Origin of the sequence: Vibrio sp. FE10, from assembly GCF_030297155.1 — a bacterium.
GTDB classification, from domain to species: Bacteria; Pseudomonadota; Gammaproteobacteria; order Enterobacterales; family Vibrionaceae; genus Vibrio; species Vibrio apostichopi.
Genome location: NZ_AP028067.1, coordinates 3663358 through 3676771, shown reverse-complemented (window position 1 = coordinate 3676771; position 13414 = coordinate 3663358). Strand labels below are relative to the sequence as shown.

The 13414-nt window shown below is 45.4% G+C and carries 10 protein-coding genes; 9 read left to right on the top strand and 1 reads right to left on the bottom strand.

Going from position 1 to position 13414, the window contains the following annotated elements:
* The first annotated feature begins 291 nt into the window (after positions 1-291).
* A complete protein-coding gene (locus QUF19_RS16525) occupies positions 292-2820 on the top strand; it encodes a class I adenylate cyclase (RefSeq protein WP_286295087.1) in 2529 nt (842 codons plus the stop codon).
* 71 nt (positions 2821-2891) lie between these two features.
* Here the strand turns inward: QUF19_RS16525 and cyaY are convergent, their stop codons facing one another.
* Entirely contained in the window at positions 2892-3206 is a 315-nt protein-coding gene (cyaY, locus tag QUF19_RS16520) for an iron donor protein CyaY (RefSeq protein WP_010438796.1), read from the bottom strand.
* 75 nt (positions 3207-3281) lie between these two features.
* Between cyaY and lptM the strand changes: the two genes are divergently transcribed.
* The 8 genes from lptM (at position 3282) to QUF19_RS16480 (ending at position 13258) form a co-directional block, all read left to right on the top strand.
* On the top strand, positions 3282-3398 hold the full coding sequence (gene lptM, locus QUF19_RS26495; RefSeq protein WP_407829960.1) for an LPS translocon maturation chaperone LptM: 117 nt from the start codon (positions 3282-3284) through the stop codon (positions 3396-3398).
* A 41-nt stretch (positions 3399-3439) separates the two neighbouring features.
* Complete coding sequence (lysA, locus tag QUF19_RS16510; RefSeq protein WP_009848209.1) at positions 3440-4693, top strand: diaminopimelate decarboxylase; 1254 nt, start codon at positions 3440-3442, stop codon at positions 4691-4693.
* Positions 4694-4704: 11 nt separating this feature from the next.
* Complete coding sequence (gene dapF, locus QUF19_RS16505) at positions 4705-5535, top strand: diaminopimelate epimerase (protein WP_017104749.1); 831 nt, start codon at positions 4705-4707, stop codon at positions 5533-5535.
* A gap of 45 nt (positions 5536-5580) precedes the next feature.
* Positions 5581-6279 carry a DUF484 family protein gene (locus QUF19_RS16500; protein WP_286295084.1) on the top strand — a complete coding sequence of 233 codons (699 nt, stop codon included), beginning with the start codon at positions 5581-5583 and terminating at the stop codon, positions 6277-6279.
* Positions 6248-7180: a tyrosine recombinase XerC gene (gene xerC / locus QUF19_RS16495; RefSeq protein ID WP_286295083.1), complete on the top strand. Its 933-nt coding sequence runs from the start codon at positions 6248-6250 to the stop codon at positions 7178-7180. Before QUF19_RS16500 ends, xerC begins: the two co-directional genes overlap by 32 nt.
* A 15-nt stretch (positions 7181-7195) precedes the next feature.
* Entirely contained in the window at positions 7196-7912 is a 717-nt protein-coding gene (gene yigB, locus QUF19_RS16490) for a 5-amino-6-(5-phospho-D-ribitylamino)uracil phosphatase YigB (protein ID WP_286295081.1), read from the top strand.
* 168 nt (positions 7913-8080) lie between these two features.
* Positions 8081-10579 (top strand): bifunctional diguanylate cyclase/phosphodiesterase, encoded by a 2499-nt coding sequence (locus tag QUF19_RS16485; RefSeq protein WP_286295079.1) that lies wholly within the window; start codon positions 8081-8083, stop codon positions 10577-10579.
* Between the two features lie 192 nt (positions 10580-10771).
* Positions 10772-13258 (top strand): bifunctional diguanylate cyclase/phosphodiesterase, encoded by a 2487-nt coding sequence (locus tag QUF19_RS16480; RefSeq protein ID WP_286295077.1) that lies wholly within the window; start codon positions 10772-10774, stop codon positions 13256-13258.
* The last annotated feature ends 156 nt before the right edge of the window (positions 13259-13414 follow it).

The window sequence follows — 13414 nt, the reverse complement described above, 5'->3', positions numbered from 1 at the left end:
AATTCTTACTGTTTGATCATTCCATGCTTTGATAGCTGAGAGATTTTCATGAGTTCACCAAAATAGTGTGATTGGTATCTCATTTGAAACATGGGCTATTATTAGAAATAGTCAATAAAGAGGACACTACGGCGCCGTGAGTTTAACTTTTTGTCATTGAGGAATTGGCCAGTATGACGGCTTCCTTTGCTTTACCATTAAGGGTAAAAGTGTTAAATTGATCACGTTTTGTTGCTGCTTTCGTTCAGTAACTAAACAGAAGTGCATTTAATCTCAAACCAAGGACTTACCTTGCAGGCTTACACTCAGACTTTGATTCAACGATTAGACAATCTAAATCAGCAGCGCATTGATCGTGCGTTGGCGTTGATGAATGTCCAAGGCCAGCGAGTTTTCAACCTTATCCCCGCACTGCTTCACTTCAATCATCCAATGATGCCTGGTTACTATGACCAACAAGTTCCTTTTGGAATTCGTAGCTTCACGCTTAACGAATTCCAAAAGCAATTTGTGTCTGATACCGAATTAACGCTTGGTGGCAAACTCACTGAGGCTGCTGAACCGGCAATCCTTGGTCTGTACACCATGGGTAGTACTTCCTCTATTGGTCAAAGCACCTCAAGTGATCTTGATATCTGGGTGTGTGTGTCTCCGGATATGGATGGCGCAGCGCGCGATAGCCTGACTAATAAATGTCTGCTTATTACTGATTGGGCGGAAACCTTAGGGGTTGAGGCAAATTTCTTCTTGATGGATGAACAGCGTTTTCGCTCGAACCATTCTGAAGAGATGACCGGTGATAACTGCGGTTCTTCACAGCACTTGTTGTTGCTTGATGAATTCTATCGTTCTGCGGTTCGCTTGGCTGGCCAACGTTTGTTATGGCAAATCATTCCTCCTGAGATGGAAGAGTGTTATGACCAATACGTTCAAGGCTTATGTCAGGATGGTTATCTTGATTGTTCGCAGTGGATAGACTTCGGCAAGCTGAATCGCATTCCTGCTGAAGAATACTTTGGTTCAAACCTATGGCAGCTCTATAAGAGTATCGACTCCCCGTATAAATCGGTGTTGAAGGCGATCCTGTTAGAAGCGTATTCATGGGAATACCCAAACACCCAACTGCTGAGTATCGATACCAAGCGCCGCTTCTTCGCGGATGAACCTGATCTGTATGGCATGGATAGTTATTATCTGATGCTAGAAAAGGTAACTCGCTATCTAGAACGCATTAACGACCATACTCGTTTGGATCTGGTGAGACGCTGTTTCTACCTTAAGACCCACGAGAAGTTGTCGCGTGAAGCGGGTATTGGTTCTGTGGCATGGCGTCGTGAAGCCTTAACCGAGATGACTAAATCTTGGAACTGGGGACAAGAAACCATTGCTGAGCTCGACAACCGCCGTAACTGGAAGGTTGAGCAGGTTAAAGTGGTGCACCATGCGCTGCTTGATGCCTTGATGCTGAGCTACCGTAACCTGATTCAATTTGCGCGTCGTAACGACATCACATCGGCAATCAGCCCACAAGATATCAGTATCTTGGCTCGTAAGCTTTACGCTGCGTTTGAGGTATTGCCGGGCAAAGTGACGCTACTGAACCCGCAAATTTCCCCGGATCTGCATGAACCAGACTTGAGCTTCATCGAAGTTCGTCAGGGTCAGTCCAACAAAGCTGGTTGGTATCTGTATAAACAGCCCTTGGTAGCGCATCGTATTCTTGGTCAGCCTTCACTAGAGCATCATGAGTATTTGAGTAAGTTGGTTGCTTGGTCATTCTTTAATGGCTTAATTACCGAGTCGACACGTTTGCACTCTGTGGTTCGTGATGCTCACATTGATATCGATAAGTTCTATCAAATGGTGAGTGACCTACGTAACACCTTCTCTTTACGTAAACGTCGTCCGAGCATGCAAGCACTGGCGAGCCCATGTGAGATAAGCCAACTGGCGATGTTCATCAACTTTGAAAATGACCCGACGTCTGAATTAAGTGGTCGTGCATTAAAAGTGGATCTTAAGAACGCCGATATCTTCAGCTTTGGTGAAGAAGGTAAGAGCTTAGTCGGCAGTGTCGACTTGGTTTATCGTAACTCTTGGCATGAAGTACGTACGCTTCATTTCCAAGGGGATACTGCGATGCTGGACGCGCTTAAGACGGTACTGGGTAAGATGCACCAAGATGCCTTACCGCCAGAATCGGTCGATGTATTCTGTTACAGCAAAAACCTACGCGGTGTGATGCGTAACATGGTCTATCAACTGCTTGCCGAGTGTATCGATTTACGCTTGAAACCGATTGAACCAGAGAAACGTCGCCGCTTTAAAGCTATTCGTTTAGCCAACAAGATGTTTGGTCTGTTCTTTGAACGTCGTGGTGTGTCGGTACAGATGTTGGAAAACTCTGTCGATTTCTACCGTAGTATCTCAACCAATAAGTTGAAGGGCTCACCGTTACTGATGCTTGATAAAGAGCAAGAGTATCAACTGCCAGATGTGGTTGATGGCTTTGCCAGTGAAGGGTTAATTCAATTTTTCTTCGAAGACACCGACAAAGGTTTCAATATCTATGTATTGGACGAGTCGAATCAGGTCGAGGTGTATCACCAGTACAGCGGCGAAAAAGATGAGATGATCGCGAGCGTGAACTCTTTCTACACGTCGGTAAAAGATGAGTCGAAGATGTCTTCTAAATTGATTAACTTTAATCTCCCTCAGTACTATCAGATCGTTCATCCGGAAGAGGGAAACTCTTATGTTGTGCCTTACCGTAACGATGCGACCTTGGCTTCTCGGAGTTCAAAGATAGTCAACATCTAGGCTTATTGAGACTGATTGATATTAAAAAAGGAGTGATTGATTCACTCCTTTTTAGTTTTGCTTACAAATGATTAGACCCAATTGATCTCTTCACCTGCGTGCTTTACGCATTCTTCTTTTACCATCTCAAACAATTCCATGCCCGTCTTTGAGCATGTCCACTTGTCATCAATTAGCTTGAAGTGAAAGCCACCAGATTTAGACGCTAGCCAGATCTCACGCATTGGTTCTTGGCGGTTAATGATAATTTGGCTGCGGTTTTCAAACTCCAGCGTCATCACGTTACCAGTCACTTCGTAATCAACATCTGCCTCTGATTCATCGATAGCTTCTTCGATGTTTTGCATCTGTATATCGACCAGCTGATGAAATTCAGTATCGTTCATCCTTTCTATCCTATTGCTTTTCTTGAGTGTGGTGCGATTATAGGGGGCATTGAGTTAATAATCACGATATGCAAAATGAAAAAATTAATTACCGCTCTGTTTATGGTGTCCGTTATTGGACTTTCTGGTTGTGGTCAAACGGGTCCGTTGTACGATCCTGATGAAGTTCAGCAGACTGAACAATCACAATAAGTGAAACACGCAGAAATCGTTATTTATAAGGGATAAGAACTTTGGATTACTTCAACTATCAGGAAGATGGCCAGCTTTGGGCTGAGGACGTCGCACTTTCACAACTAGCAGAGCAATATGGTACACCGCTGTATGTATATTCTCGTGCAACATTAGAACGCCACTGGAATGCGTTTGATTCGTCGGTTGGCGAGCATCCACACTTGGTGTGTTACGCCGTTAAAGCTAACTCGAACCTTGGCGTGTTGAACACTTTGGCTCGCTTGGGCTCTGGTTTCGACATTGTATCTGGCGGTGAGCTAGAGCGTGTGGTTGCTGCAGGTGGCGATCCGGCGAAAGTTGTGTTCTCTGGTGTCGGCAAAACAGCCGCTGAAATGAAGCGTGCGCTTGAGTTGAACATTAAATGTTTCAACGTAGAGTCTGAGCCAGAACTAGAGCGACTGAATAAAGTGGCTGGTGAGCTGGGCGTTAAGGCGCCGATTTCACTGCGTATTAACCCAGATGTTGATGCGAACACTCACCCTTACATTTCTACGGGTCTGCGTGATAACAAGTTCGGCATTGCCTTCGACCGTGCTCCTGCTGTTTATGCGTTTGCAAAAACACTCGATAACTTGTCTATCCATGGTATTGATTGCCACATCGGTTCTCAGCTAACGGATATCGAACCCTTCATCGATGCCACTGACCGCCTGCTTGCACTGATCGACCAACTACGTGCTAATGACATCAACATCAAACACCTTGATGTCGGTGGCGGTTTGGGCGTGGTTTACCGTGATGAATTACCACCACAACCTTCAGACTACGCGAAAGCTTTGTTGGCTCGCCTAGACAATCATTCTGATCTAGAGCTGATTTTCGAGCCTGGAAGAGCGATTGCTGCTAACGCTGGTGTATTATTAACGAAAGTCGAGTTCCTCAAGCCTACTGAGCATAAGAACTTTGCCATCATAGATGCAGCAATGAACGACCTGATGCGCCCGGCACTTTACCAAGCTTGGCAGGATATTGTTCCTGTGAGCCCACGTCAGGGCGAAGCCGTGACTTACGACTTGGTTGGCCCTATCTGTGAGACGGGTGACTTCCTAGGTAAGGATCGCGACCTTGTTCTTGAAGAAGGCGATCTACTGGCCGTTCGTTCTGCTGGTGCTTATGGCTTCGCTATGTCATCTAACTACAACACTCGTTCGCGTGCGGCTGAAGTTATGGTTGATGGCGATAAAACTCACTTGGTTCGTCAGCGTGAAGAGCTTACGAGTCTGTGGGAACTTGAAAACATTCTTCCGGAGTAATTTTAAGCGTTATGCACTTCCACTTTTCTAAAATGCATGGTTTGGGCAATGATTTCATGGTCGTGGACTGCATTACTCAAAATATTTTCTTTTCTCCAGATTTGATCCGTCGTTTGGCGGATCGTCACACTGGTGTGGGCTTTGATCAGCTACTTGTGGTTGAGGCTCCCTATGATCCAGAAACTGACTTCCATTACCGCATATTCAATGCGGATGGCAGTGAAGTGGAGCAGTGTGGCAATGGCGCTCGTTGTTTTGCACGATTCGTTCGCATGAAAGGCTTGACGAATAAGTACAGCATCAACGTGAGCACCAAGAAAGGAAAAATGGTTCTCAAGATTGAAGACAATGACCAGATCACGGTGAACATGGGCATTCCTGAGTTCGAACCAGGCAAGATTCCATTCAAGGCAAAGCAGCCAGAGAAGACGTATATCCTGAGAACGGATGTACACACCTTGTTCTGCGGTGCCGTAAGCATGGGTAACCCGCATGTAGTTACTGTTGTTGATGACGTCGACACTGCCGATGTGGAGACCTTAGGTCCGCTTCTTGAATCACATGAACGCTTCCCTGAGCGTGTTAATGCTGGCTTTATGCAGGTGGTTAACCGTGAAGAGGTTCGCTTACGTGTTTACGAACGCGGCGCGGGTGAAACTCAGGCATGTGGTAGCGGCGCATGTGGCGCAGTTGCGGTTGGTATTACTCAAGGCTTACTGGCTGAGAATGTGAAAGTTCGTCTACCTGGCGGTGACTTACACATTAGCTGGCAAGGTCCGGGTAAACCTCTGTTTATGACTGGCCCTGCAACGCATGTGTTTGATGGTCAGCTTTCTTGCTAACAATGACTGATAACAAATAGATTCATAAAAAATAAAGGATAGGTTTTGTCTTACGTTGAAGCCGACGCACTCACCGCAGAAGTGGTCGCGGAATATTTACGTGATAACCCAGATTTTTTTCAAGACAGAAAAAATCTGGTTGATCGCCTTGCTGTTAACAATGTTGAGCAGGGCGCGGTTTCTTTGGTTGAGGTTCAGCTTAAGCGTCAACGCCAGAGAATCGAAGAGTTAGAAGAAGAGATCACTGGCTTGATGTCGCTGGCTGCGAATAACGACAAAACTTTTTATGAGTTTATGGATCTGCAAGCTCAGGTATTGAAATGCAGTGATTTCATGCAAGTCATTAAGGCGGTTGAACAAAAGGCGATTGAATTAGGTTTGAAAGCTCATATTCGCGTGCTGTCTCAGTTGGGCTTTTACCAGCTTAACGGAGAACGTTACTCGAAGTTTTCATTGAACCATTTCAACGGTAAAGATGCTTATTTAGGGCGCTTGAGAAAAACGGACAGACAAGATTTGTTTGGTGATTTTCCAGTTCCAGAGCTAGGCTCTTATGTAGTACTCCCGCTTGCTAAGCAGTCTCCATTGGGCTTGCTCGCCTTTTCTAGCGAAGATGGCGGCCATTTCCAACCCCATATGGATACGCTCTTTTTACGCCATTTAGCGCTTGTTGTTGCTCATTTGGCGGACACCTTACCTTGGCAGATAAATAATGAGCCTAGAGCCCAAAATACCTCTTCCTAACAGCCTTCAAAAGCCACTTTCTCGCTTCTATGAATATCTCAGAAGCGAGAAGGGACTCAGCCTACACACCCAACGCAATTACCGACAACAGCTCGAAACCATGGCCGCTCATTTAGTCACATTAGGGCTGAAAGATTGGACTCAAGTGGATGCTGCATGGGTAAGGCAACTTGCCAGTAAAGGCATGCGTGAGGGTATGAAAGCCAGTAGCATCGCGACTCGCTTATCTTCATTACGCAGCTTCTTTGATTTCCTTGTATTGCGTGGCGAGATGTCAGCTAATCCAGCTAAAGGTGTTTCAGCACCTCGTAAACAACGCCCTTTACCTAAAAACCTTGATGCCGATGAAGTGGGTCAACTGCTTGATGTGAATGAGGATGATCCATTATCGATTCGTGACCGAGCGATGATGGAAGTGATGTATGGCGCGGGATTACGATTGGCCGAACTGGTCGGGATCAACCTGAGAGATGTGTTAGCTCGACAGGGCGAAATCCGAGTGATTGGTAAGGGTGACAAAGAACGCAAAGCACCGTTTTCCGGTTTAGCCAAAGAGTGGGTCGATAAATGGTTAAAAGTACGCGGTGAACTCGCTTCGCCGGGTGAGCCTGCACTGTTTGTCTCTAAACTCGGTACTCGTATTTCTCATCGCAGTGTTCAGAAGCGTATGGAAGAGTGGGGCAAGAAGCAGGCTGTTGCCAGTCATATTAGCCCGCACAAATTGCGTCACTCGTTTGCAACGCATGTGCTTGAATCAAGCCAAAACCTTCGTGCGGTCCAAGAGTTGCTCGGACATGAAAACATCTCGACCACGCAAGTGTACACCCATTTAGATTTCCAACATTTAGCACAAGCTTATGACCAAGCTCATCCAAGAGCTCGTAAGAAGAATAAAGATTAGATTAAGGGTTTAACTATGCGAATTTATCGAGGGTTAAAGCCCATCAAAGCCATGACCTTTGATTTGGATGATACCTTATACGACAACTGGCCTGTGATCATGAAGGTTGAGAAAGAGATGGCGCAGTGGTTGTATCAAAAGCATCCTGTGTCCGCTTCTCTATCGCTAGAGGAGTGGCAAGGTATCAAACAACAAGTCGCCTCTGAAAACCCAGCGTTAAAACATGATGTCACCGTGTGGCGTGAAACACAGATTAAGAGTGGTTTGCTACTACTGGGTTACTCTCAGCAGCAAGCAGAACAGGCAGCTCGTGAAGGTATAGAGCATGCCTTATGGCTACGTAATCAGGTGGATGTTCCTCAAGAGACACATCGCGTGATGGCTGAGCTTAGCCAGCGTATTCCTTTGGTGGCGATTACCAATGGTAATGTCGATCCGCATAAAATTGGCTTAGGGCAATACTTTCAATTAATCCTCAAAGCTGGCCCTGATGGCAGAGCAAAGCCCTACCCGGATATGTTTGAAAAAGCGCAGCAATACTTAGGTTTTGATGCGAACAATATTCTTCATGTGGGTGACCATCTGAGAACGGATGTCTACGGAGCTAAGAAAAATGGCTTCCAAGCGTGCTGGTTTAATGACACTGGTTCCAATTTATACCTCTGCTCGAAGGCGAGTGTGCTCCCTGATGTTGAAATAGAGCAACTTAGCGATCTCATGCGACTAATTTAATAGCTACGGTAAGCTATTGGGTCGCATTTATGATATTGAATTGTTACATTAGTCGTAATTAACTGCCTGTTTAGGCTAGGATAATTGGCGACTACTTTTTATCGATTCATTTCAATCATAGCAGTGGTTGCGGGTTCTCATTTCATTCGATTTTGAACAAGGGTTGGCATGCAAACATTTACATTTCTCGCAAATACTGAGGAGTTATTTAAATCTCAATTTGAACAGCGAGAATGGTGTGACCGCAAGCAATATCTAATTCAACTCTTTTCAGCCCAATCTCCAGACGTTGCTCGACGCATTGCGAGTGTTGCTCTCAAGCATCTAAATCATTCCATATTGATAGGCCAAAGTGCGCGTCATGTTATTTGTGATAACTGCCTTGAAAGCGCTTGTACCTTAGTGATTATCAGCGAGTTTGATGAAACACATTTAACCTCTGCTGTGCAGCCTTTTACTGGCAATCCTAACCAAGATAGCCAAGCTCTGGTGGCTCAATTATCTCTTTCCAAAGACACCAAAACGGTTATTAGCCTGTGTGATCAGGTTGAAGGGCGCGATTATCCCATTTATGGCGCTTTTGAAAATCTGCCTTATACCTTGCCGGTGGCTGGTGGACTCTGCCATGAGAATGACTTTGGCCGTTGGGTTATGCATAACGAAGAGACCTATCAACACGCCTGTGTTGCGGTCGCTTTGACCAACCCAAGGTTGAAGGTTTGGTCGGACGCGTATTCTGAGTGGAACCCTATTGGAATGAAGTTGAGAGTCACTCAAGCTGAGGGCAACCGCTTATATGCATTGAATGACAAGCCAGCCATTGAGGTGTTCAAACATTACCTCGCTGATGGCAAAGACCTCCCATTTAGTCAGTTGATGAGTTTTCCGCTTTATCGTGAACTCGGAAGAAAGAAGGGCATCTCAACGCCTCTTCGTATCAACGACGATGGCAGTATTGAGTTTGATAGCCCTTGGCATGTCGGAGAAGAAGCACAGTTCTGTTATAACCACCCGTCTTTAACCGCTGAAAAAGTGCGTCATGGTGCTGAGGTGCTTGCGATGCATCAACCGGAATCGGTGATCATTTATAACTGTGTCTCTCGACTTGAATTCATCGACAGTAAGCTCGAACTAAAGCCATTTGAAGGCATTGTGAAGGCCAGCGGCGCTTACTGCATGGGTGAGCTCTACCGCAATGAAGATCGCCAAGACATACTTCATCACAGCCTCACCTACATTGCGATGAGAGAGTCGGATGAGATAGACGAATTTCGTTGTGATGATTTTCATTGTGATTCTACGGTATCACCGCTACTCAATTTAGTGAGAAATGCGGTTGCGGACTTAGACAGCATTAATACCCAGATGGAGAAAAAACTTCATCAGCAGGCACGCCGTCTAACTGAGAGTTACCGAATTGACTCGCGTACTGGGCTGCCCAATCGCATTGTATTAAAAGAGCGCCTTAATTCGATTCTGTTCAGTGAACATCTTCTGACTTTAAAGCTGACTAATTTTCATCAGGTTAACGAGAAGTATGGTTATCAAGTGGGTGATCAGCTGTTACTCGACCTTTCGAATCATTTTGTTGAGCGATTGCATCTTCGTGTCGTGAAGGAATCCAAGGTTCAGGTCGAGCTGTTCAGTATTGGTGTTGGTGAGTGGGCAATCATTTTTAACGCGAGTATCGATAGCGGGAAGATAGAGCAACGCTTCATTGAGTTTGCTGATGACATTGAACACATTAATTTTGAGCCATATGGATTAACCGATATTGATTACCTGTCGGTTTCGCTGTGTGGTGGCTTTGCTAGCCGATGTGATTTCTTAACCGACAGCGGTGATGAGATCCTATTGAAGGCGATTGAAGCTCGACGTTATGGAGTGCGTAATAACACCCATATTACTAACGCGAAAGACATTCAGGTGAGTGAGGAAGATCGCAAGGAACAGCTTGGTTGGTTGAGCTGTGTAAGCCGAGCAATCTTAGATCAGAACATCATCACTTACTCACAGCCGATTGTTGCGGCGGGTACCCACGAAATGATTGGCCAAGAATGTTTGGTCAGAATCATGGAAGCCGACGGGACGATTGTGCCACCGGGTAAGTTCTTACCTATGATTGCTGACACGCACCTTTATACTCGTCTAAGCCGACATATGATTAAGAACACCATTGGTTATATGGCGGATAAGCAGAGCCCGTTCTCGATCAACCTTTCTCCACAAGACTTGCTGAGCGATAAGACACTTGAGATTCTCGAGACTGCGATTAGTGGTATCAACGATCCCACTCGGCTTGGCCTAGAAGTTCTCGAGTCTGAGCAGATCAAAGATTACGGTCGAATGATTGAGGTGTGTGATCACTTCCGTGCACTCGGGGCGAGAATCATTGTTGATGATTTTGGTTCAGGTTATTCCAACATTGATGAAATCATCAAACTCGAGCCGCAGATCATCAAGCTCGATGGCAGCTTGATTCGCAACATCGACAAAGACCAAAAGCAAAGGAACATCGCTTCTCAATTGGTGCGTTTGTGCCAAGTGTTTAATGCCCAAACGGTCGCTGAATTTGTTCATAACCAACAGGTTTGTGAGATAGCAGAGCAAATGGGTGTCGATTACCTGCAAGGTTATTACTTTGGCGAGCCTAAGCGACTGTTTTAGTTGTTAAAGCTCGTAAAATTCCACAAGCCCTTACTTTGAATGCGCTCAGCCACCATTAATGACTGTTTTTTGGTGGAATGAGTGATGTCTAACTAACGTCACATTATTTACAAGACGATTGTAAGTATTCCGTGCAAGCCTTATCTATAATAAGCACAATAACAAATCATTAACGCAACGATTAATGTGAATATGCAGTCGACCTCTCTCCTGATACAAGACATAGAACAAACCCAACGTGAATTGGAAAAGATAGATTTTCATACACATGAAAGCCTACTGATTCAGGTGTTTTCGTCTTTCGAGAAAGGTTCGGTTTTGGCTGCCTGCCAAGTAATTCAATCGACTTTCCCCAACGCAAAGCTCATTGGTTGTAGTGCCAATCATTACATCAGCGAAGGTGTCATTTTGCATCAGGGCTTATTCCTTATTGTTACTCGCTTCGACAGCACCTCATTTTCTTGTGGTGTTGTGGAGTATAGCGATCAGCCACAGCTTGATAGCCAATCGATGTGGGAACAGTTGGGATGTACCGCTCAGACTCAAAGTATTATCTGCTTTGCCGATCGCTTGCAGATAAATAACCGAGCCTTGTTTGCTGCGTTTGAACAATCCCGATACTCATTGCCTATTTGTGGCGGCGCATCGACTATTACCGACAGTGGACGGTGGGTTATGTTGAACGGCCATTGCTACGAAAATGCCTACGTAATGCTGGCCTTACACAGCTCTGAGTTAGTCGTAACCAAAGGCTACTACACCGAGTGGAACCCGATAGGGCGCACCTTTCGAGTCACTGGCGCTGAAGGTCAACGCTTGGCAGAATTGGACGGCATGCCTGTTCGTGATCTTTATAATCGCTACCTTGCGGACGGCCTCGAAGTACCTTTCGAGCAACTCCATAACTTCCCTTTGATGGTCGGTGATCCGAAAGAGCAGAATATCCATCTGCCACTTAAGGTCACTGAATTGGGGGAGGTTGAATTCAGTGGCTCGTTTCAGTTAGGTGAAGAGGTGAGGTTTTGTTATGACCATCCTTCCCTTACCTTGGAGCAGATACGACTTGGCGTTCAACAAATTGGTGTTCATGCCCCGCAACAGTTCTTTATTTATAACTGCACTTCGCGTATCGACTTTATTGACGGCAACCAAGAGGTGGAGACTTTTCAAAACCTAGCAGACACCTATGGTGTGTATTGTATGGGCGAGCTTTATCAAGATGATGATCAACAACGTATTCTGCATCACAGCCTAACGTATCTCACTCTAAGAGAGGGAGAGGTCGAAGCTGAAGGTGCCATTCCGCTTGAGACACAACCTGCCACGAACATATCCCCCTTATTTTCATTGATTCGTAATGCTTTGCTCGATGTTGATGACATGAACAACAGCATGGCGAGCAAGATCCGGCAGCAAGCCACTGCACTGACTGCCAGTTACCGGATTGATCGTCGAACGGGTTTACCTAATCGAAGTGTGTTGCGTGAAAAGTTGTCAAAAATGAATGCTGATAGTCACTTGTTAGCGTTGAAGGTCACGACGTTTGGACAGATCAATGAAAAGTACGGTTATCGAGTGGGTGATAAGCTGCTTCGTGATTTGAGTGAGTATTTTCAAAAGGCGTTGTGGCAGTTTTTTGATGAAAGGTGTCAGCTTTACAGCATCGGTATTGGCGAGTGGGCGGTAGTTTTTGAAAGTTGGGCCAGCCATGAGCACATTCATCAGCGCTTTTCTGAGTTTGCTGATAAAACCGAACACGTAAATTTTGAGCCGATGGGCTTACCGAATATCGATTACCTCTCGGTGTCAATTTGCGCAGGCATTGCTAGTCGTCGTGATTTTCCAACCACATCGATAGATGACTTGTTACTGAAAGCTATTGAGGCTCGTCGTAGTGCGGTAAGTCAGAATAAGCATCTAGTGAGCGCTAAAACATTAATCCAACTAGAGAAGCAGCGGCAAGAGCAATTAGGTTGGTTGTCTTGTGTTAGCCGCGCGGTGTTGAATCAAAACGTTGTTGCGTGTTCTCAACCCATAGTGTCAGCGCACAGCCATCAAGTTGAAAGCTATGAATGCTTGGTTCGAATAGAAGAAGATGGTCAGCTGATAGCTCCAGGTAAGTTTTTACCGATTATCGAGGGAACGCATCTTTATACGCGCCTTAGTCGCCAGATGATAACGCGTACCTTTGATTTTATGAGTCAAAGAACCGATTCGTTTTCTATTAATTTGGCGCCACAAGATTTCAACAACGAGAAAACTATTCTTCATCTTGAGCAAGCCATCAAAAAGATCAGTCACCCGCAGCGCATTGGGTTAGAGGTACTGGAAACCGAACAGATTCAGGATTACGGTCGATTGATTGAGATATGTAACCATTTCCGCGATATGGGCGTGAATATCATCGTTGATGATTTTGGCTCAGGCTATTCGAACATTGATGAGATATTGAAGCTTGAGCCACAGGTGATAAAGCTCGATGGCAGCCTGATTCGCAATATCGACCAAGACAAGAAACAGCGTAAGATTGCCCAGCAACTTGTTAGTTTGTGCCAGATACTCAATGCCAAGACAGTGGCGGAGTTCGTACATAATGAACAGGTGTGTCGAATCGCAGAAGATATGGGGGTCGATTACCTGCAGGGTTACTACTTCGGTCAACCTCAGCGTTTATTTTAATCGAGCGAGTTACGTGGAGAAGTGCTTTCTATGTGACGAAATGTCTTTTCGGAGAACAGCCAGAGTATGGGTTTCACGTGAAACACCGATCGGTTCAATAGATTCAATAGATTAACGTTAGATGTGAAAAGGGTGAGCTTATGGCTCACCCTTTTT

What these genes read in the sequence shown, in the direction of transcription:
- cyaY (WP_010438796.1), bottom strand. Translation starts at nt 3,206, where the DNA reads ATGAACGATACTGAATTTCATCAGCTGGTCGATATACAGATGCAAAAC.
- lptM (WP_407829960.1), top strand. Translation starts at nt 3,282, where the DNA reads ATGAAAAAATTAATTACCGCTCTGTTTATGGTGTCCGTTATTGGACTT.
- dapF (WP_017104749.1), top strand. Translation starts at nt 4,705, where the DNA reads ATGCACTTCCACTTTTCTAAAATGCATGGTTTGGGCAATGATTTCATG.
- xerC (WP_286295083.1), top strand. Translation starts at nt 6,248, where the DNA reads ATGAGCCTAGAGCCCAAAATACCTCTTCCTAACAGCCTTCAAAAGCCA.
- yigB (WP_286295081.1), top strand. Translation starts at nt 7,196, where the DNA reads ATGCGAATTTATCGAGGGTTAAAGCCCATCAAAGCCATGACCTTTGAT.
- QUF19_RS16485 (WP_286295079.1), top strand. Translation starts at nt 8,081, where the DNA reads ATGCAAACATTTACATTTCTCGCAAATACTGAGGAGTTATTTAAATCT.
- QUF19_RS16480 (WP_286295077.1), top strand. Translation starts at nt 10,772, where the DNA reads ATGCAGTCGACCTCTCTCCTGATACAAGACATAGAACAAACCCAACGT.